This window comes from Devosia sp. (assembly GCF_017744655.1).
Taxonomy (GTDB): Bacteria; Pseudomonadota; Alphaproteobacteria; order Rhizobiales; family Devosiaceae; genus Devosia.
Map to the genome: position 1 here is coordinate 26,266 of NZ_JAGIAW010000002.1, position 22,479 is coordinate 48,744.

At 62.3% G+C, this 22,479-nt stretch carries 27 protein-coding genes; 17 read left to right on the plus strand and 10 right to left on the minus strand.

All coding sequences use genetic code 11. The annotated features are described in order from the left end of the window. Positions 1-2: 2 nt before the first annotated feature. The 8 genes from J7557_RS06100 to J7557_RS06135 all read left to right on the plus strand — a co-directional run bounded on the left by J7557_RS06100 (position 3) and on the right by J7557_RS06135 (position 5,493). On the plus strand, positions 3-1,580 hold the full coding sequence (locus tag J7557_RS06100; RefSeq protein ID WP_291418385.1) for a proton-conducting transporter membrane subunit: 1,578 nt from the start codon (positions 3-5) through the stop codon (positions 1,578-1,580). After that, a complete protein-coding gene (locus J7557_RS06105; RefSeq protein ID WP_291418387.1) occupies positions 1,577-2,056 on the plus strand; it encodes a Na+/H+ antiporter subunit E in 480 nt (159 codons plus the stop codon). Before J7557_RS06100 ends, J7557_RS06105 begins: the two co-directional genes overlap by 4 nt. Continuing rightward, positions 2,053-2,364 carry a cation:proton antiporter gene (locus J7557_RS06110; protein WP_291418389.1) on the plus strand — a complete coding sequence of 104 codons (312 nt, stop codon included), beginning with the start codon at positions 2,053-2,055 and terminating at the stop codon, positions 2,362-2,364. The genes J7557_RS06105 and J7557_RS06110 overlap by 4 nt, the downstream gene beginning before the upstream one ends. Then, a complete protein-coding gene (mnhG, locus tag J7557_RS06115; protein WP_035086629.1) occupies positions 2,361-2,714 on the plus strand; it encodes a monovalent cation/H(+) antiporter subunit G in 354 nt (117 codons plus the stop codon). The genes J7557_RS06110 and mnhG overlap by 4 nt, the downstream gene beginning before the upstream one ends. Before the next feature lie 129 nt (positions 2,715-2,843). Beyond that, complete coding sequence (locus J7557_RS06120) at positions 2,844-3,266, plus strand: MucR family transcriptional regulator (RefSeq protein WP_035086627.1); 423 nt, start codon at positions 2,844-2,846, stop codon at positions 3,264-3,266. A gap of 260 nt (positions 3,267-3,526) precedes the next feature. Continuing rightward, positions 3,527-3,892, plus strand: coding sequence for a helix-turn-helix domain-containing protein (locus J7557_RS06125; protein ID WP_291418393.1), 366 nt, complete (start codon positions 3,527-3,529; stop codon positions 3,890-3,892). Beyond that, on the plus strand, positions 3,885-4,382 hold the full coding sequence (locus tag J7557_RS06130) for a DUF6456 domain-containing protein (RefSeq protein ID WP_291418395.1): 498 nt from the start codon (positions 3,885-3,887) through the stop codon (positions 4,380-4,382). Before J7557_RS06125 ends, J7557_RS06130 begins: the two co-directional genes overlap by 8 nt. A 73-nt stretch (positions 4,383-4,455) precedes the next feature. Continuing rightward, the gene (locus tag J7557_RS06135) at positions 4,456-5,493 is read left to right on the plus strand and encodes an acyltransferase (RefSeq protein WP_291418397.1); all 1,038 of its coding nucleotides are present in this window, start codon (positions 4,456-4,458) and stop codon (positions 5,491-5,493) included. On the opposite strand, the gene J7557_RS06140 is transcribed toward J7557_RS06135, so the two are convergent. Then, the gene (locus tag J7557_RS06140) at positions 5,487-5,915 is read right to left on the minus strand and encodes a SufE family protein (RefSeq protein ID WP_291418399.1); all 429 of its coding nucleotides are present in this window, start codon (positions 5,913-5,915) and stop codon (positions 5,487-5,489) included. The two genes, J7557_RS06135 and J7557_RS06140, sit on opposite strands and share 7 nt — an antisense overlap. A gap of 145 nt (positions 5,916-6,060) precedes the next feature. Further along, positions 6,061-6,357, minus strand: a complete 297-nt coding sequence (locus J7557_RS06145; RefSeq protein WP_291418401.1) for a hypothetical protein — start codon at positions 6,355-6,357, stop codon at positions 6,061-6,063. Positions 6,358-6,669: 312 nt separating this feature from the next. On the opposite strand from J7557_RS06145, the gene J7557_RS06150 reads away from it, so the two are divergent. Genes J7557_RS06150 through J7557_RS06160 form a run of 3 tightly spaced genes read left to right on the plus strand, consistent with a single transcriptional unit; the run spans position 6,670 to position 10,048 of the window. Beyond that, a complete protein-coding gene (locus J7557_RS06150) occupies positions 6,670-8,478 on the plus strand; it encodes a PAS domain-containing sensor histidine kinase (RefSeq protein WP_291418403.1) in 1,809 nt (602 codons plus the stop codon). Continuing rightward, positions 8,475-9,701, plus strand: coding sequence for a peptidoglycan-binding domain-containing protein (locus tag J7557_RS06155; protein WP_291418405.1), 1,227 nt, complete (start codon positions 8,475-8,477; stop codon positions 9,699-9,701). The genes J7557_RS06150 and J7557_RS06155 overlap by 4 nt, the downstream gene beginning before the upstream one ends. Next, the gene (locus J7557_RS06160) at positions 9,701-10,048 is read left to right on the plus strand and encodes a DUF1491 family protein (RefSeq protein ID WP_291418407.1); all 348 of its coding nucleotides are present in this window, start codon (positions 9,701-9,703) and stop codon (positions 10,046-10,048) included. Before J7557_RS06155 ends, J7557_RS06160 begins: the two co-directional genes overlap by 1 nt. 39 nt (positions 10,049-10,087) lie before the next feature. On the opposite strand, the gene J7557_RS06165 is transcribed toward J7557_RS06160, so the two are convergent. Next, a complete protein-coding gene (locus tag J7557_RS06165; RefSeq protein WP_291418408.1) occupies positions 10,088-11,254 on the minus strand; it encodes a DUF2336 domain-containing protein in 1,167 nt (388 codons plus the stop codon). Between the two features lie 277 nt (positions 11,255-11,531). Here J7557_RS06165 and J7557_RS06170 point away from each other — a divergent pair, with 277 nt between their 5' ends. Then, positions 11,532-12,416 (plus strand): hypothetical protein, encoded by an 885-nt coding sequence (locus J7557_RS06170; RefSeq protein ID WP_291418410.1) that lies wholly within the window; start codon positions 11,532-11,534, stop codon positions 12,414-12,416. A gap of 15 nt (positions 12,417-12,431) precedes the next feature. After that, positions 12,432-13,622: a chromate efflux transporter gene (gene chrA, locus J7557_RS06175; protein ID WP_291418412.1), complete on the plus strand. Its 1,191-nt coding sequence runs from the start codon at positions 12,432-12,434 to the stop codon at positions 13,620-13,622. 149 nt (positions 13,623-13,771) lie between these two features. Here the strand turns inward: chrA and J7557_RS06180 are convergent, their stop codons facing one another. From J7557_RS06180 to J7557_RS06210, 7 genes are all read right to left on the minus strand, one after another. Next, a complete protein-coding gene (locus J7557_RS06180) occupies positions 13,772-14,344 on the minus strand; it encodes an NUDIX domain-containing protein (protein WP_291418414.1) in 573 nt (190 codons plus the stop codon). A 2-nt stretch (positions 14,345-14,346) separates the two neighbouring features. After that, positions 14,347-14,703: a VOC family protein gene (locus J7557_RS06185; RefSeq protein WP_291418416.1), complete on the minus strand. Its 357-nt coding sequence runs from the start codon at positions 14,701-14,703 to the stop codon at positions 14,347-14,349. A gap of 4 nt (positions 14,704-14,707) precedes the next feature. Continuing rightward, on the minus strand, positions 14,708-15,043 hold the full coding sequence (locus tag J7557_RS06190; RefSeq protein ID WP_291418419.1) for a YnfA family protein: 336 nt from the start codon (positions 15,041-15,043) through the stop codon (positions 14,708-14,710). After that, complete coding sequence (locus J7557_RS06195; protein WP_291418420.1) at positions 15,043-15,588, minus strand: hypothetical protein; 546 nt, start codon at positions 15,586-15,588, stop codon at positions 15,043-15,045. The genes J7557_RS06190 and J7557_RS06195 overlap by 1 nt, the downstream gene beginning before the upstream one ends. Further along, positions 15,585-16,160 (minus strand): DUF1214 domain-containing protein, encoded by a 576-nt coding sequence (locus tag J7557_RS06200; RefSeq protein ID WP_291418422.1) that lies wholly within the window; start codon positions 16,158-16,160, stop codon positions 15,585-15,587. The genes J7557_RS06195 and J7557_RS06200 overlap by 4 nt, the downstream gene beginning before the upstream one ends. A gap of 166 nt (positions 16,161-16,326) precedes the next feature. Continuing rightward, the gene (locus J7557_RS06205; protein ID WP_291418424.1) at positions 16,327-16,578 is read right to left on the minus strand and encodes a hypothetical protein; all 252 of its coding nucleotides are present in this window, start codon (positions 16,576-16,578) and stop codon (positions 16,327-16,329) included. Between the two features lie 125 nt (positions 16,579-16,703). After that, positions 16,704-18,869: a transglycosylase domain-containing protein gene (locus J7557_RS06210; RefSeq protein ID WP_291418426.1), complete on the minus strand. Its 2,166-nt coding sequence runs from the start codon at positions 18,867-18,869 to the stop codon at positions 16,704-16,706. Between the two features lie 226 nt (positions 18,870-19,095). Between J7557_RS06210 and J7557_RS06215 the strand changes: the two genes are divergently transcribed. From J7557_RS06215 to J7557_RS06230, 4 genes are all read left to right on the plus strand, one after another. Beyond that, complete coding sequence (locus tag J7557_RS06215) at positions 19,096-19,551, plus strand: YcgN family cysteine cluster protein (RefSeq protein ID WP_291418428.1); 456 nt, start codon at positions 19,096-19,098, stop codon at positions 19,549-19,551. Between the two features lie 169 nt (positions 19,552-19,720). Beyond that, complete coding sequence (locus tag J7557_RS06220) at positions 19,721-20,344, plus strand: diguanylate cyclase (RefSeq protein WP_291418430.1); 624 nt, start codon at positions 19,721-19,723, stop codon at positions 20,342-20,344. Between the two features lie 268 nt (positions 20,345-20,612). Further along, on the plus strand, positions 20,613-21,872 hold the full coding sequence (locus tag J7557_RS06225; RefSeq protein ID WP_291418432.1) for an Hsp70 family protein: 1,260 nt from the start codon (positions 20,613-20,615) through the stop codon (positions 21,870-21,872). Positions 21,873-21,971: 99 nt separating this feature from the next. Further along, positions 21,972-22,376, plus strand: coding sequence for a hypothetical protein (locus J7557_RS06230; RefSeq protein ID WP_035086610.1), 405 nt, complete (start codon positions 21,972-21,974; stop codon positions 22,374-22,376). Positions 22,377-22,479 lie beyond the last annotated feature (103 nt).

Here is a 22,479-nt window from a genome sequence, read left to right on the forward strand (position 1 = left end):
CCATGATCCAATTGCCTCAGGCCATGATCGAGACTGCGACATCAGCCGCCGATTGGGTGCTGGTGCTGCCCATCGTGCTGGCGCTGATGGGCTCAGCCGCGCTGCTGGTGGTGCGGCGCAGCAATAGGCTGCCGCTGCTAGGCGCGGTGTTGGTCATAGTCGCCGTCATTGCCTGCGAAATCAGCCTGCTGCTCCGTATTGTGAGCGAAGGGCCGCTCAGCATGACCATGGGCAAATGGCTGCCGCCCTTTGGCATCAGCCTGGCGGCCGATCTCTTTGGTGCCGGCTTTGCGCTGGCGGCGGCGGTTGCTACGCTGGTCGTCGTGCTCTATGCCGAAATCGACCGGGAGGGGAATGACGGCAGGGACGGATTCCATTCCATGGTCCTGCTACTGCTGGCGGGGGTGACCGGATCGTTCCTGACCGGCGATCTCTTCAATCTCTATGTCTGGTTCGAGGTGATGCTGATCGCCTCGCTCGGGCTCATCGTTTCGGGCGGCAGTCCGCTGCAGCTCGATGGCGCGGTGAAATATGGCTTCCTCAATTTCCTCGCGACGACACTGTTCCTGCTCGCGCTCGGGCTGACCTATGGCCTGCTGGGGACCCTCAACATGGCTGACATCATGCGGGTGGCGCCGGTGGCCAATCGCGCGGCGATGACCGGTATTGCGGCGCTGTTGCTGCTCGCCTTCGGCATGAAGGCGGCGGCTTTTCCGGTCAATGCCTGGCTGCCGGCTTCCTATCACACGCCGACCCCGGCGGTTTCGGCGCTGTTCGCGGGCCTGCTCACCAAGGTGGGCGCCTATGCGCTGTTGCGGTCGCTGGTCGCCATCCTGCCCGATAGCCGCGAAATGCTGGAGCCGGTATTGGCCGTGCTGGCCATTGCGACACTGGTGATTGCGCCGCTTGGCGCCATTGCCGAAACGCATCTGCGTCGTGCGGTGGGCTTTTTCGTCATCGGTGGCATCGGGGCGATCCTAGCCGGTCTGTCGCTGCCCAGCGTTATCGGCATTGCCGGGGCGGGTATCTATATCTTCCACGCCATCCTCGCCATGACGGCGCTCTATATGGTGGTGGGGCTTGTTGAAGTGCGCACCGGGGCCAGCGATACGCGGCAAATGGGTGGACTTTATGCCGCCAGCGCGCCGCTTTCGATCCTGTTCTTCGTGCTTGTCCTCGCTGTTGCCGGCGTGCCGCCCTTCCTCGGCTTCTGGCCCAAATTGCTGCTGCTCGAAGCGGGGGTGGCCGACGCCGAATTGGGCTGGGTCGGTAGTGCCTTGGTCGTGGCGCTGGTGATCAATGCCATCCTGACCTTGATTGCCGGCACGCGGCTCTGGTCGCATGTGTTCTGGCGCAACGGACCGGAAGGCCAGCCGGCTTCTGGCGAGCCCATGCCGCTCGTCGCGCCGACGCCGCGCGTGCGGCTGGCCTTTGGGGCAGTGAGCGCGCTGGTGCTGGGCGTGGTGCTGATGGGTCTCTGGCCCAATCCGCTCATTGAAGTGGGGCAACGGGCGGCGGCCGATATCGTCGATCCCGGCCGCTATGTCCAGGCGGTTGGCCTTGCGGGAGTTGAGCCATGAGCGGGGCTTTTCTTGTGGTCATCCTGGCCCTTGGTTGGGCTGGCATAACCGGTAACTTTTCGGGCCTGAACCTGCTCTTTGGCGGTCTCGTCGGGGGCGGCGCGCTGTTAATCCTGCGCTATTCGATCCGGCAGCAGGGGGCCTTGGGCCGTGCGGGCAAGGTGCTCTCGCTGATTGCGCTTTTTCTCTACGAACTGATGGTCAGCGCCATCAATGTGGCGCTGATCGTCCTGCGTCCCGATCTCAAATCGGCGCTCAAGCCGGCCATCGTGGCGGTGCCGCTGACGGTCAAGTCGGACGCGGAAATCACGCTCCTCGCCAATATGATCACGCTGACGCCCGGCACCCTGAGTGTGGATGTCGCCGAGGATCGTTCGGTTCTCTATGTCCATGTGCTGACCATGGAGAGCGATACGGCGCTGATTGCCGGGATCGCCAATGGCTTTGAAGCGCGGATCAAGGAGGTGTTCCAATGACCGCCGCGGCTTTTGTCGATCTTTCGAGCCTGATTGCCCTGATTCTCCTGGGGCTCGCCTTGCTCGTTTCCATCGTCCGCATCGTCATCGGTCCGACGCTGCCCGACCGTGTGCTGGCGCTCGACCTGATGACCGTGGTTGCCATGGGTTTTATCGGTGCCGTGGCCGTGCGCACCGGGCGGATGCTTTATCTCGACATTGCCATTGCCCTGGCCCTGCTCGGCTTCCTCGCGACCGTGGCATTGGCGCGCTATATTTTGCGACGCGGCCTCAAGACTGATGCCGCCGCAATGGAGGCGCAATCATGATCGGCGATATCGCACTCTGCCTTGGGGGCGGTCTGCTGATTCTGGGGGCAATTTTCACGCTTCTCGCCGCCGTCGGTGTGGTCCGCTTGCCTGATTTGTACACGCGGATGCACGCCGCCTCCAAGGCAGGCGCAGTTGGTGGTGGACTAGTTCTCATCGCCGTTGCCGTGATCAGCATGGATGCTGCCGTGGCTTTGCGTGCAATCATCGGTGTGATTTTCGTGCTTTTGACTACGCCCGTGGCTGCGCATCTCCTTGCCCGCGCTAGTTATATTGCGGGTTATCATGCCGGCGAAAGTACGGTGCGTGACGATATCAAGACACGATTGGAACAAAATTCTGGATCATGAATAATCTGTAATGCATCCAATTAATTGGATTAGCGGCAGTTGCCTGCGGCAGTAAACAGACTTAGGAATGCAGCACGGCTGTGACTGCCCCTGTTGCTGCCCAATAAAAAAATTACGGAAGGTTAGATCATGAACGACAATACCGCTCCGGCGGATGTGGGTGAGTTTGATCTCGTCGAACTCAGTGCCGATATCGTCTCAGCATATGTAAGCCACAATGCCGTGAGCCCCTCGGACCTGACACGGCTGATCGCCGATGTTCACGGTGCCCTGCGCGCGCTGCGGAGCAATGAAGTGCCCGCCGTGGTCGAGGATCTCAAGCCGGCCGTGCCGGTCCGCAAGTCCGTCGCTGCCGACTACATCATCTGTCTCGAAGACGGGAAGAAGTTCAAGTCGCTCAAGCGCCACCTGCGCACGCACTACAATCTCTCGCCCGAGGAATATCGTGAGAAGTGGGGTCTGCCTGCAGATTATCCCATGGTTGCCCCGAACTACTCGGCGACGCGCTCCAAGCTCGCCAAGGACAATGGCCTCGGCCGCAAGGCTGGCTGATTTCGCCTAGAGCGGACGCTTCGGAGGGACCGAAGCGAGCGCCCTAACCCCCTCATACTGCCTCGCAATTGACCAAGGCACTTGCGTGCCGGCCTTGCGATGTATCAAAAAGCTGGTCCCCCTGCTTTGCGGCCGCCTTCGGGCGGCCGCAGTGTTTTTGGCCCGTCCCATGGGCCCTTGTGCGGAAAATTTCAAAACTTATCCCCGGGGTGGACAACCTCCGTCAGGATGTAGGAATATTATCCTATATCCGGCGGAGGATGACCGTGCGAATCGAAACTCACCATAGCCATGCGCCGCGCGAGCGCCTGCCTTCGGTCCACGACGATGCGGGGCTAGCCCAAGTCCTTGCTTTGATTTCGCGCGAGCGAAAAATTCCTATCCGCTTGTTGGTGCACGTTTCTCGCTGTCAGGCCGATACGGCGCGGGCGAGACAACTGGCCATGTATCTGGCCCATGTGTCGAAGGGCATCAGCCTGACTGCCATTGGTGCGGCCTTTGGACGAGATAGGACAACTGTCTCCTATGCCTGCAGCCTGATCGAAGACCTGCGCGACGATGCCAGGTTTGACGCCGAGCTGGACCGGCTTGAAGCACATCTTATGGCAGGAGGCGAGAATGAGTGAGGGACTACCTGAAGCCGTGGGACGCCTCGCTGCCGCGCGGCGGGATAGCGCGCCTTTTCTGTTGCCCCATCACGTCGAGGCGGCGCGGCGCCTGATGCAGGTTTTCGAGCGCGCCCGCCTGCGCCAGCGCGTGACCATGTCCTATGATCCCACCCGAACCGGTGGTCGGGGCAGCGGCAGCCCGGTTCAGGGCACGCTTTCGGCCAGCGCCGCGGATGCACGAAAACACTTGGCGGATCTGGCGGTCGCGATGCCGGCCGAATGTTGGGCCGTGCTGTTCGACATTTGCGGGCTCGATCGGGGTTTGCAGGATGTCGAACTGGAGCGCGATTGGCCGCGACGCGGCGGCAAGCTGGTGCTGCGCATCGCGCTCTCCCATCTCGCCGCCCACTACGGGCTCGATGCGGAAGCGCGGGGGCGCGAGGCGCAAAGGCAGCGCCACTGGCTGCCAGAGCGAGCACCGATGTTTCCGCCGACAGAGGCTTCTTAACGATGTAAGCGTCTGCAATGTTCTGAAAAACGGCACGTGTGGTAAGAATGCTCGCCGCAATCGTGACCGAACCATGCCCGGGAAGATCGTCTCCGTCCAATATCTGCGCGCCATCGCCGCTCTGCTGGTGCTGGCGTCGCATGCCTTGCTCTACCCTTTGGTGGGGGAGAACATTGTCTATGGGCGGCTGGGCTGGCTCGGCGTCATTCTGTTCTTCGTGATTTCCGGCTTCATCATGGTCAGCGTGACCGATATCGGTCGCTTCGATGGGCGCCAGTTCATGCGCCGGCGCATCCTGCGCGTCGTGCCGCTCTATTGGGCTTTTACTCTCGTTGCCGCCGGGCTGGCGCTGTTTGCGCCGCAATTGTTCAAGACCACGAGTTTTGACGGCAACCAGTTGGCGCTCTCGCTGGCCTTTATCCCGTTCTACAACGGGGCGAGCCACGGGTTGCATCCGCTCTATAAGCTCGGCTGGACCCTCAACTACGAAATGTTCTTCTACGCCTGCTTTGCGCTGCTCGCGATGTTCACGGCGCGGAGCAGGGTGGTCGGGCTGACCTTGGCCTATGCGGTTCTCGCTGTCGTCGGTTTTTTGCTCGCTCCGCAGTCAGCCATCCCGCAATTCTATACAAGCTTTCTGCCGCTGGCCTTTGTCGTTGGCTGCTGGATCGGCCTTGGCCAGATGGAAGGCTGGATCAAGAGGCTTCCGAGGTCGGTCGTGATTGCCCTGGCAGTGATCGGCATGGCCGGCCTTGCCGAAGGCTTTTTGTGGAATCACGGTTTTGTCGAGGACGTCACCGCCTTTGCCGGCTTCCTCAGCTTTTCAGGTGTGGCCGTGATATTGGCGCTGCGCAGCGAGGGGCGGTTGCCGCGTCTCGCCTGGCTCGAGCGGATGGGCAATGCATCCTACTCGATCTATCTCGTGCATATCTTCGCCGTGGCCCTGATGGCGGGGGTTGGCCTGAAACTGATCGGGCCAAACCTGCCGGGCATCGTGCCGGTCGTGACCGTGCTGGCCATCGCAACAGGGGTATGGATGGGGCTGCTGCTCTATCGCTTCGTCGAGCAGCCGCTCCTCAGAAAATTGCAGCGACAAAAAGCCGATCAGTAAACTTTGGCCCGCGCTTCGGAGCGGATGCGGTTGACCATGGCGACGAGGCCATTGGAGCGCTGGGCGGTGAGGTGTTCTCGGAGGCCCAGTTCGTCAAAGATGGCAATGGCGTCGGTTTCGGCAATTTCCCGCGCGGGACGGTCCGAGTAGAGAGCCAGCAAGATTGCCACGAGCCCTTGCACGATCATCGCATCGCTTTCACCACGGATGTGAAGCGACACCGAGCCATCCGTTTCGACCGGTTCGGAGACGAGCCAGACCTGCGAGACGCAGCCATTCACCTTGTTGCTGTCGACGCGCTCATTTGCTTCGAGGCGCGGCAGGGCCTGGCCGAGTTCGATGAGGTAGCGATACCGGTCTTCCCAATCGTCGAGGAAGGAAAGATTGTCGGCAATGTCCTGGAAAGGCTGGGGCTGGGTCATGCCCTCTATCTAGGTAAAGAAAGAAAAAGCCGCAAGCACGGGGCAAGGTGCTTGCGGCAGGGGCCAGTGGACGCTGGAGTTGCGTCGCTTGGGCAAGAGACGCGTGCCACTGGATAGATCAATCGGACGCCGGGGCAGGCGTCCGTCAGCCCGCCCAATCCGGTCGAGGTCGGGGATAGGGAACCGGATTGTCCTGCGGCGCGACATGCATGGGTGTGCCGGAGGGCGGGATAGGTGGGAGGGCCGCGGCGACAATGGCCTTGCCCCCAATACATTGCAGGCTATCGCATTCGATCGCCTCGATCTGGTCGGCGACGAACTGACTGCCGCGGGCGAGGGCCTCGTTGGCCACCGACCCGGCAGAGGCGCGCACATCGACTTCGGGCCGGATGACCACGAAGGCGAGGGTGAGCCAGAATGCCGAACGCAGGAGAAACATCATAACACTAGCTTCCGAACGGGCCTCTCCCGCTCTTCGCATTAAAGACTATGTGCCGCTTCTTAAGGCCAACTGGGGCCAGTTCTTAAAATTTGAAACAAATGGTTGTCGCAGTTTCGGAATTGGGCAACGCCTTGTTTACGCTATCGGGCGAAAGCCCTCCCGTGTGGGCGCGCACTTAAGCCTGTCTTAGGGCCTGCCGCGCGAGTGTGACCCACAAGATCTGATGCACAATCAGACGGGCCGGTCCGGTTTCGGACCCGCCCAACGGCTTTGGGGGCCGGCAAGAGTGGCGTCTCGAGTATGAGTAAAGTGATGCGTAGCCTTGGTATTTTCGGCATCGGCGGAAGGGATGATGGCGCGCCTGCGGCGTCCTGCCAGCGCCCCGATGTGCTGCGCCGCAAGACCATCGCCAACAATGCTCGCCTGATGATTGCCGTCTCCGTTATCTTCATGCCTTTCGCCATGTGGGCGCTGGCAAGCCAGGCCGCGCTCGGCTTTGCGATTGCCTGCGTGGGCCTCGGCGGCGGCATGCTGAGTCTCTCGCTTTATCACCGCGCCCGCTATGATGACGCCGCCCTTGCCCAGATCGTCGCTGTTATGGGTTCGGGTCTCGTCTTGACGCTGCTCGATATGCGCCTTGCCGATGTGGGGTTGATCGTGACCGTTATGGGTCCGGTTCTGGCGGCGCTGCTGATGGGACCGATTGTGCGGCTCTGGAGCTGGCTGGTGGTCGTGCTGGCGCTGGTGCTTGGGTCGATCGGGGCTCTTATGGGCCTGCCCGCGGATTTGGGCCTTGCCAACGAGGCAATGGTCGCCGGAACGGCAGCATTCTGCCTTGCCGCGCTGCTCGTTGCGCATACGACTCACCACATCAATGCCGGCTATGTTGTGCACGACAAGGCCCAGCTCAATGCTTATCGGCACCTGGTCGAGACCGTGCAGGACACGGTGCTGTGCTTTTCGACCGAAGGCGAACTGCTTTCGGCCTCGCGCTCGGCCGAGACGCTGTTCGGCTGCCCGCGCTATCAATTGACCACCGGTTCGCTCGCCGAACGCCTCCATGTCATGGACCGGCCGGCCTATCTCACCGCCTTTGCCGATGCCAACCAGGGGGGGCGGAGCCGGTCGATCGAAGTGCGCATGCGCCGCGACGATCCGCACGCCACGGGCGGCCTACCGCAGTTCATCTGGGTAGAAGCACATTTCTCGCCGATCAAGGATCAGATGGTGGGCACGCGCTATGAAGTGACGGCGCTGCTGCGCGACGTCACCGAGCGCAAGGATGCCGAAGCTGCCATGACCGAGGCCCGGCGGGCGGCGGAAGAAACTTCACAAGCCAAGTCGCGCTTCCTCGCCACCATCGGGCACGAACTGCGCACGCCGCTCAATGCAGTGGTCGGCTTTTCCGAAATGATGACGACCGGTATTGGCGGCGAGCTGTCGCCGACCCATCGCGAATATGCGGGCCTCATCCACCAGAGCGGCAAGCATCTGCTCGACGTCGTCGGCATGCTGCTCGACATGTCGCGCATCGAGGCCGGCAAGTTTGAAATCAGCACCGCGCGTTTCCAGCCCGACGAAATCGTGCCGGCCTGCTTTGCCATGGTCGATGCCATGGCCAAGGCGCGCTCGATCACGCTTGAAGCGCAGATCGAATCGGGTCTGCCGACGATTCTGGCCGACGAACGCGCCTGCCGGCAGATTCTGATCAACCTGCTCTCCAATGCCATAAAATTTAGCCATGTCGGTGACACGGTGACGCTCGTGGTCAAGCGTCAGGGCCAGTCGTTGAGTTTCGCCGTGCGCGACCAGGGCATTGGCATGGCGCCCATGGCGCTCGAACGCATCGGCGAGCCCTTCTTCCAGGCGCAGGATGGGCTCAACCGGCAATATGAAGGCACAGGCCTCGGCCTTTCGATCGTCAAGGGCTTGGCCGAACTGCATGGCGGGGCGCTCCGGGCCATGTCTGAAATTGGAGCGGGGACAACCATGACCGTTCTTCTGCCGATAAACGGTCCGGCAACAAAGTTGGAAGAGACTGTCGCAGTTCTACCCCTCCATCGGGAGCCTGCGGCGGCGCCTATCAATTCATGGCAAAACGAAAAAAGAAAAGCGCAATGACAGCATCGACCCTGTCCCAGCTGCCGCTTATGGCCGGTAGCGTCCTCATGAACCAAGTTGGTCGTGGGGCGCATTGGGCATTCAACCGCTATATGCAGGCTCCGCTCGCCTCGACAGCCGTTTTTGCGCTCGTGACCATGAGCGCTCTGGCGAGCAGCAATGCGCTTTATTTCCAGACCGGGATGCATCCCTCGCCCTTCTTTGCCGCTGACCGCAGCGTGCCCTATGCCGTCACGCCGCAAGCCGCCCCCATGCCCGCGCCGGTCGAAATGCGCGAACAGGCCGTGGAAGACGCGCAGCAGACGGCCGTGGTTGCGGCGCCTGTCGTGTCGCCGCAAACCACGGGCAGCGTCGCCGCTGTGCCGCAGACCATTCCGGACCAGCCGGTGGGCAATTCGGAAGTTTTCGCCGTGCAGAAGAAGCTCGCCGAGCTGCAGCTTTTTGAAGGCAAGGTCGATGGCTATTATGGTCCGATGACGGCCCGCGCCATCCGCGCCTTCGAAGAGCGTAACGGTTTTGCTCCGCAGGGTGCGCTCTCGGCCAATGTGGTCAATGCCATTCTTGGTTCCAATGCTTCCGGAATGGTGACAACGCCCGCTCCGGTGCCACAGCCTGTCGTTCAGGCGGCCCCGCAGCCTCAGGCCGTCGTCGCGCCAGCACCGGCTCCCGTCGTAGCCCAGCCGGTAGCGGTTGCTGCTGCGCCGGCTCCGGCTCCGGCTCCGGTTCAGCAGGCGGCCCCTGTCGAGCAGGATCGCGTCGTGGCGCGTCTGCCCGCGCTTTCGCCTGTCGAACAGGCTGTCGATACGGTGGGTGTCGCCGCTGCCAATACCATTGATTCGATTGTCGCGGCTGTCGATGGCACGCGCGGTACCGGTACGCCGGTTGCCAACCCGCCCATGCCGAGCGCCAGCCTACCGAGCCAAGCCATGCCCGCTCCGGTCCAGGCCGCGCCGCAACCGCAGCCGGTTGTCCAGACCGTCGCCAATACGACGCCGCCCTCCCAGCCACGGGCTGCGCGCCCGGCCACGGATGGCGAGCTTGTTGCCGATATTCAACGGGGTCTTGCGAGCCTGGGGTTCTTCCGTGGCCAGATTGATGGCAATCCGGGACCCGAAACGGCCCGCGCCATCCGGGAATTCGAAAACTTCCATCGCTACAAGATCACCGGCCAGGTGCAGCCCGACCTTATCGACCTGCTGCGCAAGGCTGGCGCGACCATCTAGTGGCCGGCGCGATCCGCAGCGATCTGTGGTGCATGGCCTTTGTGCGGCGCCACAATGATCTTGGCCATATGTGCGTGGTCGCCCGCAAGGGCGATCCCATTGCCGGGCAGGTCTTTATTGAGGTCGACCATCTTGATGGCACGCGCTCGCTCTACACGCCGGCGCCTGTGATCAGTCGGGGAGATGGGGCGGGGCTGGTGTTCCAGACCCGCTTCTCGCATGTCGAGCCCGATACGGTCCGCCAGCGCATTGCTCGGGAAGTGGACTTTGATCCCGATCTGTGGGTGCTGAGCGTCGACTTGCGAGGGGACGACCTCGGGATTGAGGTCGTGAAAAACCCGGGCTGAGGAACAGCCCGGGTCTAGGTACTTCCGAAAAATTGCGGATTAGCCGGCGCGGCGGGCGCCGATGCGGGAGAGGGCGACCATGGCCTGCTCGACCACGGCATTGCCCGAGCCGCTGGCCGCTGCCGGCTGCGGCGTGCGGCGGCTCGGCATGTTGACCGGACGGTACTGGGGCTTCGAAAGATCGAGGAGGTTCACTTCGCCACGCCAGGCGCTCATCAGATAGGCCATGGCATCGGCAGAGACGGTGGCGAAGAGCGAGGCGAAATCGGCCAGGGCGCGCGAGCGTTCGCTGTCATGACTGGTGGCGTGGATCAGAACTTTCAGACCGTCATAGGCCGAGACGCCGAAACCGCGCAGGACGACGAAGGTCGACGCGCCGGTGACGTCATGGGCGATCTGGCCGCAGCGGACTTCGTCGAGGCCGGTAATCTGGGCAAGAAGTTTTGTGACTTCCGGACGACGGTTTTCCGAAAAGAGCTTCATCAGCGCCTTAGTCAGTTCCGGGGTCGCGACCGAAAGCTGCTCGATGGTGCGCGAAATCGGGGCGGCCGGGGTTTCGCGATTGGCGAAGGCCTGGATGACCTTGATTCGCTGTGCGTCGGAAAGATCGAAGAAGGCCGGCGCGAGGAGGGCTGCGTCGAAATCCTTACGTTCGCCAAGGGCTTCGGCGACGAGATGGTCCATCTGTGCCGAGCGCGCGAGGGCGCTGAGATAGGCGCCGCGCGGGGTGATGTCCATGTTGGTGGCGAGGGCGCGATACACCTTGCGCGAGTTCATCTGGAAAAGCTTGGCGAGGACCACATTGGTGAGGTTCTTGCGGCCGGCAATGGTTGCGGCAGCGGCAACGTCGTAGCGGCTAAGCACGTCGAGGAGGGTCCGATCGGAGAGTTCTTCGGCGCTGGCGAGGAAGGAAACGAGATCTTCGCCAATGTTTTCAACGACGAGCTGCTCGAGCGCTTGGGAGAGAAGTTCGCTGCGGCCGAGGATCGCGGCGGCCTTGGCGCGGGCCTGGGGGCTGGCCGATTGGAAGAGGCGCGTGGCCAAAGTCTCGAACTGTTCCATTTCGGGAACAGTTGGACGACCGCGGCGGGCATAGGCGTCGCATGCCGCTATGAGCAGGGTGTTGGTGCGGTCCACACCGCCGGTTTCAATGAGAAGCTGGAAGGTTTCGTAAGGCTGAAAACCGAGCATGTTGGGCAGGACCATCGACTAATTGCGCGCCCCCGGCGCGTTCTGATGATCAATTTGCCTGTAATTCGTTAGCAGACTGTTAACCTTGACGATCTCTTAATAGGGCCAGCACGAGGTGCGTCATCGTGCCGGGAGAATCACACTGAACTGGCTGCCTCCACTAGGGACGGGGGAGCCGCATTGGAGGTCAGCTTGGGCAAGCTGTTAAAATTCGAAAGGCGGGATCGACCCGCAAAACCAGGACAATCACTGTCCGGCGACGCACAGATATTTCTCTTCACCGGGGTACGTTATGAACGCGGTCCGACGCCGCCACCCACTGACCGTCTCGACCCCTCACGGCGTCGTCGTAAACGCGGCTGATTGTATGCCGCGCATTCTTGGTTTTCTCGGGACGGCACTTTTGGCCGGGCTGCTGGTCGCTTGCGCGTCGCGGCCCGTTGGCGATTTCGGCAGGGCCAAGCCGAGCGTCCTGCACGATGATGTGCTGCCCGCTGTCGGCACCTTCATGGCCAAGCAGCGCGAACCGGTCTCGAACTTCAACCAGACCGACCAGGAACGCGAAATGCATGATCGCACCTGGCGCTTTCTCGTGGCCGCGCATTCGCGGGACTGGATGTTCGACACGGAAGCGGAAATGCAGCGCACGCGAATCACGCGGGCCAAGGACTGGAAGTTCACGACCGACCGCTATTACAATTGGCTCAAGCGCGAGCATTACCAGTCTTCACGGGTGCGCTATGCGACGCTGGGCCGGCATATCCTGGCTGATCTCGATACCTTGCCCTCGACCTTTGCCAGCGTCTGTGCGGTGATCGAGGTTGATCGCAATCGCGAGATCGCCTTGGCTTCGCTGACCAATGTGGCGCCGACGGCGGCGGCCGATGTCGCGGCGCGGCGCTATGAGAACACCCATTACATCGAGTGGTTCGTGCGGGCGGTGAATTACCGCTACGAGAGCTATTCCTACGCGCTCGACAATCTCCTGGTCGAAACCCCGCATGAGCAGTCGATCGCGGTGGATAATTCCCTGAGCCAATTGCGCGCCTGGGCCGACCGGGCAAGCCGGCATGATTTCTGCTCGGGGAGCAGCACGCGGCCGGGGCAGGGCGGTGTCACCATACCGTCACGCTTCCAGACGATGGTCCCGGATACGGAAGTCATTCAAATCAAGTAGTCGCTGGAGCCAAGCGTGAGTATCGAAAAGACCGGGTCTGCCGGAGAGGTTTTTGGAGCCTTTCTCAAACTTGGTCTCACGAGCTTCGGTGGGCCGATCGCGCATCTGGGATATTTTCGCGACGAGTTCGTCACGAGACGCGGCTGGTTCGACGACAAGGCCTATGGCGATCTCGTGGCGCTCTGCCAGTTTCTGCCGGGGCCCGCATCGAGCCAGGTTGGCTTTGCCATCGGGTTGATGCGCGCCGGGCCGTTGGGTGCGGCGGCGGCGTGGATCGGGTTCACGCTGCCATCGGCGATTCTGATGGTCGCGGTTGCACTGGGTGCGGCGGCGCTTGATGGCGATCTGGCGCAGGGCGTTCTTCATGGCTTGAAACTGGTGGCCGTCGCCGTGGTGGCGCAGGCGGTGCTGGGCATGGCGAAAAGCCTGACGCCGGATCGGGTGCGGGCGGGCATTGCCGTCCTGGCTGTGCTTGCCATGGTGGTTTTTGGCGGGGTGCTTGGGCAGGTCGCCGCGATCGTGGTGGGCACGGCACTCGGGCTGGCGCTGTGCCAGGAAAAGGGCAATGGCGCTGTGGCAGAGGCTAAAGCGCCGGTGTCGCGCGGTTTTGGTGTTCTTGCGCTGTTGCTGTTTGTCGGCCTGCTGGTCGTGTTGCCCTTTCTTGCGGGGGTGAACCCGGCTCTGGCGCTGTTCGATGCCTTTTATCGGGCTGGAGCGCTGGTGTTTGGCGGCGGCCATGTGGTGTTGCCGCTGCTTGAGGCGGGCACGGTTGGAAAAGGCTGGCTGAGCGAGAGCACCTTCCTTGCCGGCTATGGCGCGGCGCAGGCCGTGCCCGGTCCGCTCTTTACCTTTGCCGCCTATCTCGGGGCTGCGAGCTCCGGGCCGCCCAATGGCGTTTTGGGCGCGGGAATTGCGCTCGTGGCGATCTTTCTGCCGGGGCTGTTGATTCTCGTCGCCGCGCTGCCGTTCTGGCATGGGCTGCGGGGGAATGTGCTGGCGCAGGCGGGGATGCGCGGCGCCAATGCGGCCGTGGTCGGCGTTCTGGCGCTGGCGCTCTATGATCCGGTGTTTACGAGTGCGGTGCTTTCGCCGCTCGATTTTGCGCTGGCGCTGGCGGGGTTCGTGGCGCTGGTGAGCTGGAAATTGCCGCCGCTATGGGTGGTGGTGGCGCTGGCGGCGGTTGGTGGGGTGATTGGGGTCTTGTGACTCTTCACCTCTCCCTTGGGGGAGAGGTCGGATTGCGCAGCAATCCGGGTGAGGGGGCCTTTCTCGCGCTCCGCGTTTGCCGGAAGGCCCCCTCACCCGCCGCTTCGCGTCGACCTCTCCCCCAAAGGGAGAGGTGGCCCTGCGGGCCTTTAGCCCGGCGCCTTCACCGATTTCAGCCGCTCGGCCGCCTTGGGCGCGAACTCACCCAACATGCCAACTTCCCGCCATTGCGCGGCATGAACCTCGTCGAGCTGCGCCACGAGTGGCAGGCTGGGGTCGGCAATGAACAGGTATTGCAGATCGTGGTGGACATGCGGCGGCTCGTTGCGGGAGCGTTTGCCGGGGACGTCGTGGCTGTCGATGACGAAGGGCAGGTCTTGGTCCCTATGCCAGGGATGGAGTTTTAGGCCTGTAACGCCGGTTTCTTCTTCGGCTTCGCGCTGGGCAGAGAGATGGAAGAAGGCGCTTGGCTCGTAGTGACCACCCGGCTGCAGCCAGCGGCCGATGGTGACGTGGTCGATGACGAGGATTTTCCCGTGATCGGGCGAGAGCACGATGGCGCTGGTGGTGAGATGCCCGGGCATGGTCTCGCGCAGATCGAGGCGGTGGCCCTCATTCATCTGCCAGAGCAGCAGCGAAAGGTGTTCGGCGCGTGTCGCGACTTCAGTGCGGTAGCGAGAAACCGCTGTGGCGAGGGCAGACAGAAAAACGTCGGGGGTCATGGTCAGCCGCGGGTTTGCACGGCGATACGATTGCCCTCGCTATCGCCGATTTCGGCGACGTGGCTGCCATCGGCGAGCGTGGTCTTGGGGAAGAGCACGTTGCTGCCGAGATTTTCGGCGCGGCTGAGGACGGCGTCGATGTCGTCGACGGCGAAATAGAGGATGGCGCCGTTTTGGGTCGGGACATAGACCTCACCCTGGCAGAGGGCCCAGCTTGCGCCTTCGAAGGGGCCTTCGACATAGGCCATGCGGCTTTCATGCAGATCGATGGGAGCGGCGAACGCCACGCCGAATACTTCGCGATAAAAGCCCATGGCACGATCGAGGTCGGTGGCGGCGATTTCGACGTGCAGGATCATTCTGTTAGCTCCGCGGGCCGAAGAGGATGGCGGCCGCGCCGGCAAGGGCGAGGAGGCCGCCGGCGATATCCCAATGGTCGGGTTGGCGGCCCTCGACGGCAAAGAGCCAGATCAGCGAGGCGACAATATAGACCCCGCCATAGGCGGCATAGGCGCGGCCGGCATGATCGGCCGGCGCGAGGGCAAGGAGCCAGGCGAAGGCGATGAGGGCAAGCAGGCCCGGCGCAAGCCAGAGCGGGGACTTGTCGAGACGCCACCAGGCCCAGAAGGCAAAGCAGCCGGCAATTTCAGCCAGCGCGGCCAGAACGTATAGGACGACGGCCGAGAATGGCATGGCCATCAGCGGCGCGGCCCGCATTGGACCGCGGAGAGACGCTCGGCAAAGCGCGTGCGCATGACTTCGTGGGGCGGGGAGAGGCGGACAAGGACGAAGAGATGATCGGCGGGAGCTTCGACGACCAGCAGGCCTTCTTCGATATCGAGCTGCTGCTGGGCGAGGAGGCGGGTCTGAGCGGCATTGAAAATGCCGAGATCGACGGTCTGGCCGATGCCATCGCGATTGGTGGTCGAATAGATGACGGCGCCGGCTTCGTTGAAAAGGGCCAGGGACCAGAAAGCGTCGGGCAGCATGCCGCGGAGATAGGCGGGGCCTTCATCGAGATCGACCTGACAGAGGCCATAGACGAGTTCGGGATCGAGGCCTAGCGGATTAGGCTTGCCGGCCTCGACCTGCGGCAGGATCAGCATGCGGTTCTTCGCCTCGAGGGCGGAGACGCGCGACCAGGTGGTTTCCTCGGCCAGGAGGGGCAGGGTGAGGATGACGAGAATGTGGATGATGCCGCCGAGAAGCACGCCGCCGAGCAGCCAGAGAATGACCCGGGTCATGCGCAGTCTCCCCGGGTGATGGTGGGCATGGTGTCATTGTCCGAGCTGAAGCCGGAAAAGGCAGTGGTGTCGTAAAGGGTCAGTTCGAGGGCGAAGGGGCCGCTGCCGCTGAGTTCGAGCCAATTGCCCGGTGCCAGGGTTTTGCCCACATGGATGACCATGCTGCCTGAATTGGTGCGGGCGATTTCGCTTGAACGCAGGGCAAGGTCGGTGCCCGGCGCGGCGAGATTGATGCCCTGGCTATCAACCGCTGCGAGGGTCCAGAAGCTCGAAACGGGGACGTGGCCTTCGAGCGTATAGGCGCAGGAGAGGTCGAGCGCTTCGCCTGCGCTGTCGGTGGTGGCGGTGAATTTCAGGCCTTCGGCGCGGCCGAGCTGCAATTCGGCTTCGCGGGTGAGATGGCCGCGTGAATAGGGATTGGGTGAGGCCGAGCCGAGATCGGGCCAGGAAATCCAGGGGCCAAGCTGTGCGGCGCCGAAAAGGCGGCCATCGGTCAGCGCATAATAGCTGAGGCCGAAACCCGTCGCGAGGGCAATGGCGATGGACACGAGGAGCAGAAGGACAAACCGCATATTGGTTCAGCAACCTCTATGGTTGGGCATGGGGTGCTGGACCGGCAGCGCTGCGAACAGTTTAGGCTATAGCAACGGAACGGTGGAGGAGGAAGCGTCTGAGAGGGGGAGGGGATAAATTTGGCGGTGGGAAGGCAGGCGCGCCGCGCCCGCCTTCCGCAAAAGCTTAGAGCGCTTCGATCTCGACCAGCAGGTCGTCATAGACCTTGCAGGCGGATTCGACATCGGCGGGCGGATTGGTCTGCAGCGCGGTGAATTTCTCGGTGATTTCGGACGCCTTTTCCGGGTGGGCGGCAATCACGGTCTGCACCTTGGTGGACACTTCCATGGCCTTGGCCTGCAGTTCTTCGGCCGTGCAGGCAAAGGCTGCGCTGGAGGCGGCGAGGATGAAACCAAGTGCGAGAATTGACGTCTTCATGACTTGTCCTTTGATTGAAAGAATACTCACGAGGCCGTGAGGACATCAAGGCAATGGCCAGTGCATGAGGCGAAAATGTGGACGCCTCAGAGGTTTAATTGCTGCATTTTTAGCGAAGCGGGCGCCTAGAGGCCTGCCGAACTGCCGCTGAGGGCGGCGCGGGCCTGGTCCGATATCGGTTCGAGATCACGAATGGCCGTATCGAGGCGACCGGCGAGATCGAGCAGTTTTCGCGCCGCGGCCGGGGTCAGGCTGGGCGGGCGCTCGACCACGTCCTCGGCCGGTACTTCGGCGCTGGCATCGGCGACGACGGTCTGCTGGGGCACGAAATCGACGCCGAAGACCGGCTTGATCTCGATATTGGTATGGGCATAGGCCATGAATTTCTGCCAGGCGATGGCCGGCAGGCTGCCGCCCGTCAAGTTGTTGGTGGGCCTGTAGTCGTCATTGCCGAACCAGACGGCGGCGACATAGTTGCCGGTAAAGCCGCAGAACCAGGCGTCGCGATAGGAAGAGGTCGTGCCGCTCTTGCCCAACGTCGGCACGCCTTCGATGCGGGCGCGGGTGCCGGTGCCGTTCTGGGTCACGGCATACATCATCTGATTCATATAGGCGACGGTCTGCTCGGACAGCACGCGCTCGCGCGCGGCATCGGGATCGGCTTCCCAGACGAGATCGCCGCCCAAGGTCGTCATGCGGGTAATGCCGAAGGCCGGGGTCTTGTAGCCATCATTGGCAAAGACGGCATAGGACGAGGTCATGTCGATGACCGAGACCGAGGCGACGCCGAGGGCCAGCGAGCGGGTAACCGGGTAATCGGCGCGCAGCCCCATGCGATGGCTGAGGGCAGCAATGGGTTCGCGGCCGGTCTTGATCGAGAGGGTGACGGGGACCGTATTGAGCGACTGGGCGAAGGCGCTTTGGAGACTCACCGAACCCTTGTAGCTGCGGCCATAGTTTTGTGGGCACCAGTCGCCGATGCAGACGGGGCGGTCGGTGATCGGGTCGGAGGGTTTGAGGCCCAATTGCTCAAAGGCTTCGGAATAGACGAAGATCTTGTAGGCCGAGCCGGGCTGCCGGGTCGAGACGATGGCGCGATTGAACTGGCTCTTGCCATAGTCCATGCCGCCAACCATGGCGCGGATGGCGCCCTGAGTATCGGTGACGACCATTGCGGCCTGGCTGACCTTGTATTGCTCGCCCTGTTCGCGCACGACCGAGGTGACGGCTTCCTCGGCGTACTTTTGCAGCGTCGTATCGATGGTGGTGCGGACGAGGAAATTGTTCCCCGGCGCATTGGTTTCCTCGATCTTGAGCTTGGCTTCCTCAAAAGCCCAATCGAGGAAATAGTTCGGGGAATTGACGTCGGCGGTGCGGTCGATGGGGGCGGCGGGATGGCGGCGGGCGGCGGTCACCTGGCCCTCGGTGAGGAAACCGGCGGCAACGAGATTGGTAAGGACGAGATTGGCGCGGCCGCGGGCCGCGGCGAGGTCGACATGCGGTGCGTAGCGGGTCGGGGCCTTGAACATGCCGGCGAGCATGGCGGCTTCAGCCAGGTTAATGTCCTGCACGCGCTTGCCGAAATAGAATTCGGCGGCGGCGGTAACGCCAAAATTGCCGCCGCCCATATAGGCGCGGTCAAAGTAGAGTTTGAGGATTTCGTCCTTGGAATAGTGCCATTCGAGCCAGACGGCGAGGAAGGCCTCGATGATCTTGCGCTCAAAGGTGCGTTCGGAGGAGAGAAAGAGGTTTTTCGCCAACTGCTGGGTGAGCGAGGAGCCGCCCTGGGTGGAATTGTCGCCCTGGGCATTGGAGGCAAGGGCGCGCAGCGTGCCGACGATGTCGATGCCGAAATGCTCGTAAAAACGCCGGTCTTCGGTGGCGAGCGTCGCCTTGATCAGGAAGTCCGGCATCTGGTCGAGCGCCACGCTATCGTCGGAGCGAATGCCGCGGCGGCCGATTTCATTGCCGAAGCGATCGAGGAAGACGACGGAGTAATCCTCGGCCTTGTTGAAGGCGCCGCGGTCGATGATGTTGAAGGCGGGGAGGGCGAAGGCGGTGACGATGACAGCGCCGATGGCGCCGAAGGTGAAGGCGTCGGACAGGATTTCGACGAAGAAGCGCTTGATGCCGGTGACGTGGAACCGGCTCATGAAATCCTGGTAGCGCGTGTACCAGCGGCCGAGCGCCTGCCAGAATTCGTAAAGCGAGGAGTCAAGCCAGGCGTCGGCCGCCAGCATGCCGCCGGCGCGCTTTTGCCGCTTTTGCTTGCTATAGAACGGATCCTGCACCGAAAACCCCTGCACCCCGACTATTTCTCTAGACAGAGAAATAGTCTGACTTTTTGTTCTTCGCCTTTCGAACCGAAAAAGTTGTACCCACTTTTTCTGAAAACGTTCAAAGCGGCTCGAATGTGTCTTGCGCCCCCGGGCAATGCAATTGCATCGCTGGAATATGATTGCGCTGGGGCCAAGACAAGCGCAAACCGGCAACAGGATAAACGAGACCACCTTGCCAATGTCCTTCTGGGAAGAAAAAACGCTCGATCAAATGACCGCGACAGAGTGGGAAGCGCTCTGCGACGGCTGCGGGCGCTGCTGCCTGATCAAGCTCGAGGACGAGGATACCGGCACGCTGATCACCTCAGACGTGCGTTGCCAATTGCTCGATGGCGAGACCTGTGGATGCACGGACTATCCCAACCGACAGAAGATCGTGCCCGATTGCATCAAGCTGACGCCGCAGAATGTCACCGAGATCAAATGGATCCCGACGACCTGCGCCTATCGTCGGCTGGCCGAGGGCAAGGGGCTCGCCTGGTGGCACCCGCTAGTCTCGGGCGATCCGCAGACGGTGATCGATGTCGGTGTGTCGGTTTCGGGCCGGACGTTTCTCGAGACCGAAGTCGATCCCGAAGAATGGGAAGAGCACGCCGTTGAATGGCCGGAATGGGAGCCGCCGGAGCATCTCTAGAGAGGTTTATTGAGTCGAAAATGCCACACAAGAGATGCCGTGTGACAATTGCTTTACATCCAAGCAAAACGACATCTTGCCAAATCATTAATGATAGTAACTTCTCATTAACTATAGTGTGACCAGATCGGGCAGCAAGAAGACTGCGCCGGGGGCGGGCATAATGAGCATGACCGAAGCTTTCCAAAAAGACGGGCTGTGGCAGATGGTTAGATCCCTGCTCGGACGTCACGCGGAGAGGCGGGATGCGCGGCGGCCGATGTCGCCGGAGGGCAGTTCCAAACGACATTCGGCGGCGCGGCCGATCGAGGAAGAGCTGCAGAGGGCCTGGATGCTGGCAGCGGAACGCAATGTTTCGCTCTGTGTCGTGGCGCTCGAAATCGACTGCTTTGGCGAATATCTCGCCGCCTATGGCCGCGACGCCGCCGAAGACTGCCTTGAAACGTTGGAACGGATTGTTGTCTCGCTGCTGAAGCGCGAGGAAGACTGTTGCCTGCGCCTGGGACAGAGCGGTTTTCTCCTGGTCCTGCCCGACATGCCCATGCTGATGGGGCGTGATCTCGCCAACAAGATCAACCAGGCGGTGCGCCGCGAGGGCCTGGTCAACAAGGAAAGCCATGCCGGTGCAGTGACGCTGGGTGCGGGGCTTGCCGTGGTCAATCCCGAGCCGCCATTCGACAAGGACGTGCTCGAGACGGCCAAGATGGCTCTGCGCAAGGCGCAACGTCGCGGGCTCGGGCGGCTTGAGATCGCCGATATGCGCGTGAGCGAGAAGCGGGAAGTGGCGGCGTAAGGGGCTCTCTGAAGGCTTCGCTCGCTACACCTCAACCAAGACTTATGAGTGATCGTCACCACCGGGCTTGTCCCGATAGTCCATGCGGAGGCGAGATGGATTGCCGGGACAAGCCCGGCAATGACGACGGACGGGGTAGGCTAGTATTGGCTCCCCTCTGTGTAGGGCGGCCTGCGGCATGGTTCGAAGTTGCCAATCCGTCCCTAACCCCCTATAGGGGCCGTCCCCGCGCGCTTGGCGCGCCTTTCCCTGGATATGGATGGCTCAGATGGCGCTTGGCTGTGGCCTCGATTTCGGCACTTCGAATTCGACCCTCGGACGCGTCGGCGCCGATGGGCATCCCGATCTTCTGGCGCTCGAGGGCGGGAGCCGGACGATTCCCAGCGTGCTCTTTTTCAACTTTGAAGACGACACGCTCTATTTTGGGCGCGCCGCGGTGGCCGAATATGTTTCAGGTGCCGATGGGCGCTTGATGCGCTCGCTCAAGAGCGTGTTGGGCACCGCACTCTTTGGCGATACGACGCGCGTAAAAGCGCGGCGGCTAGGCTTTGGGGAAATCATCGGCAGTTTTGTCGGCGAATTGAAGCGGCGAGCCGAGGCGGAACTGGGCGGGGAGCTGACCCAGGTGGTGATGGGGCGTCCGGTGCATTTCGTCGATGACGACCCGGTGGCTGATGCCGAGGCGCAGGGGCAGCTTGAAGCTGCGGTACGGGCGCAGGGTTTTAAGGACATTGCCTTTCAGTTCGAACCGATTGCCGCGGCGCTCGACTATGAGCGGCAGGTGAGCGGGGAAAAGCTGGCGCTGATCGTCGACCTTGGCGGCGGTACCTCGGACTTTTCGGTGGTGCGGGTTTCCCCAGAACGCAGCGGGCTGGCGGATCGCAGCGGCGACATTCTATCGACGGCCGGTGTGCATATCGGCGGCACGGATTTCGACCGGCTGCTGGCCATGGCCAAGGTGATGCCGGAATTGGGGCTGGGCACGGAAACGCGCGACGGGAAGCGCTATCTGCCTGTCGCTCCCTATGTCGATCTCTCGACCTGGCACCGGATCAACCGGCTTTATGACGCCAAGGCGATGCGCGACCTGCGCTCGACGGTGCGGGAAGCGGCCGAACCGGACATGGTGGAAACCATGGTGATGCTGGTTGAGGACCGGCTGGGCCACCGGCTGATCGGTCGGGTGGAAGAGGCCAAGATTGCGCTCTCCGATGCGGAGATGACGCAATTCGTGTTTCCGGTGCGCGAGCGCGCGATTTCGACGGAGATTACGGCGGCGGAACTGGGACAGGCGCTGGCGGATTCGATCCGGCGGCTGGAAGCTACCATTCGCGAAACGCTGCGCCGGGCAGGCGTGGAAGCCGAAGCGGTTGACAGCTTGATCCTGACCGGCGGTTCGACGCTGGTGCCGGCTGTGGCCGGGCGGTTGCAGGCGCTGTTTCCCGAGGCGGAAGTGGTGCGTACCGATGTGCTCGGCTCAGTCGGGCTGGGGCTTGCCATGGAAGCCAAGCGCGTTTTCGGCGCCTGAACTTATCCAACTTATCCAACTAATCCCCGCGTCACGGTGATCTGCTAGTCTTCAGGCATAGTCGAACAATTGGGTTTCGATAGAGCGGAGGCAGCAGCCATGAGCGAAACGGCAATGCCGGATTGGGCCTCCATTCGCGAAGAGTATGAGGGTCGCCAGTTTCTGCCGACAGTGATCTGTCGGCGGCATGGGATCAGCGTGGCGCAATTGCGCTATCGCCGCGAAATGGAAGGCTGGCTGAGCGCGCGGGCCAGGGTGCCCAAACAGGCGGACCTTGTGGCGCGCATGCTCAAGGTGCTCGACAAGCAGATCAGAAAGCTGGAGGCGGCGGTGAACGAGCCGATCGACAAACAGGCCAATGTTTTGGCAACGCAGGTGAAGACGCTCGACAAGCTGATCGAGCTCGGGGCGGCCAAGCCCAATGTCGAGCCGGCGAGCCGCAAGGACATGACGGACCTACGGGCCAAACTGGTGAAACGCATGGAGCAGTTCAAGGCGCGGTAATCGCCGTACCCCGGCGTCATTCCCGCGAAAGCGGGAATCCCGGCACACAAGAGGAGATTCCCGCTTTCGCGGGAATGACGTGGTGGCTGGGGAGGCTCGATCG

Bases quoted from the DNA above. Each gene is read 5' to 3' on its own strand.
- J7557_RS06100 (WP_291418385.1), top strand. From the start codon at position 3: ATGATCCAATTGCCTCAGGCCATGATCGAGACTGCGACATCAGCCGCC.
- J7557_RS06105 (WP_291418387.1), top strand. From the start codon at position 1,577: ATGAGCGGGGCTTTTCTTGTGGTCATCCTGGCCCTTGGTTGGGCTGGC.
- J7557_RS06110 (WP_291418389.1), top strand. From the start codon at position 2,053: ATGACCGCCGCGGCTTTTGTCGATCTTTCGAGCCTGATTGCCCTGATT.
- mnhG (WP_035086629.1), top strand. From the start codon at position 2,361: ATGATCGGCGATATCGCACTCTGCCTTGGGGGCGGTCTGCTGATTCTG.
- J7557_RS06120 (WP_035086627.1), top strand. From the start codon at position 2,844: ATGAACGACAATACCGCTCCGGCGGATGTGGGTGAGTTTGATCTCGTC.
- J7557_RS06125 (WP_291418393.1), top strand. From the start codon at position 3,527: ATGACCGTGCGAATCGAAACTCACCATAGCCATGCGCCGCGCGAGCGC.
- J7557_RS06130 (WP_291418395.1), top strand. From the start codon at position 3,885: ATGAGTGAGGGACTACCTGAAGCCGTGGGACGCCTCGCTGCCGCGCGG.
- J7557_RS06135 (WP_291418397.1), top strand. From the start codon at position 4,456: ATGCCCGGGAAGATCGTCTCCGTCCAATATCTGCGCGCCATCGCCGCT.
- J7557_RS06140 (WP_291418399.1), bottom strand. From the start codon at position 5,915: ATGACCCAGCCCCAGCCTTTCCAGGACATTGCCGACAATCTTTCCTTC.
- J7557_RS06145 (WP_291418401.1), bottom strand. From the start codon at position 6,357: ATGATGTTTCTCCTGCGTTCGGCATTCTGGCTCACCCTCGCCTTCGTG.
- J7557_RS06150 (WP_291418403.1), top strand. From the start codon at position 6,670: ATGCGTAGCCTTGGTATTTTCGGCATCGGCGGAAGGGATGATGGCGCG.
- J7557_RS06155 (WP_291418405.1), top strand. From the start codon at position 8,475: ATGACAGCATCGACCCTGTCCCAGCTGCCGCTTATGGCCGGTAGCGTC.
- J7557_RS06165 (WP_291418408.1), bottom strand. From the start codon at position 11,254: ATGGTCCTGCCCAACATGCTCGGTTTTCAGCCTTACGAAACCTTCCAG.
- J7557_RS06170 (WP_291418410.1), top strand. From the start codon at position 11,532: ATGAACGCGGTCCGACGCCGCCACCCACTGACCGTCTCGACCCCTCAC.
- J7557_RS06180 (WP_291418414.1), bottom strand. From the start codon at position 14,344: ATGACCCCCGACGTTTTTCTGTCTGCCCTCGCCACAGCGGTTTCTCGC.
- J7557_RS06185 (WP_291418416.1), bottom strand. From the start codon at position 14,703: ATGATCCTGCACGTCGAAATCGCCGCCACCGACCTCGATCGTGCCATG.
- J7557_RS06190 (WP_291418419.1), bottom strand. From the start codon at position 15,043: ATGGCCATGCCATTCTCGGCCGTCGTCCTATACGTTCTGGCCGCGCTG.
- J7557_RS06195 (WP_291418420.1), bottom strand. From the start codon at position 15,588: ATGACCCGGGTCATTCTCTGGCTGCTCGGCGGCGTGCTTCTCGGCGGC.
- J7557_RS06200 (WP_291418422.1), bottom strand. From the start codon at position 16,160: ATGCGGTTTGTCCTTCTGCTCCTCGTGTCCATCGCCATTGCCCTCGCG.
- J7557_RS06205 (WP_291418424.1), bottom strand. From the start codon at position 16,578: ATGAAGACGTCAATTCTCGCACTTGGTTTCATCCTCGCCGCCTCCAGC.
- J7557_RS06215 (WP_291418428.1), top strand. From the start codon at position 19,096: ATGTCCTTCTGGGAAGAAAAAACGCTCGATCAAATGACCGCGACAGAG.
- J7557_RS06220 (WP_291418430.1), top strand. From the start codon at position 19,721: ATGACCGAAGCTTTCCAAAAAGACGGGCTGTGGCAGATGGTTAGATCC.
- J7557_RS06225 (WP_291418432.1), top strand. From the start codon at position 20,613: ATGGCGCTTGGCTGTGGCCTCGATTTCGGCACTTCGAATTCGACCCTC.
- J7557_RS06230 (WP_035086610.1), top strand. From the start codon at position 21,972: ATGAGCGAAACGGCAATGCCGGATTGGGCCTCCATTCGCGAAGAGTAT.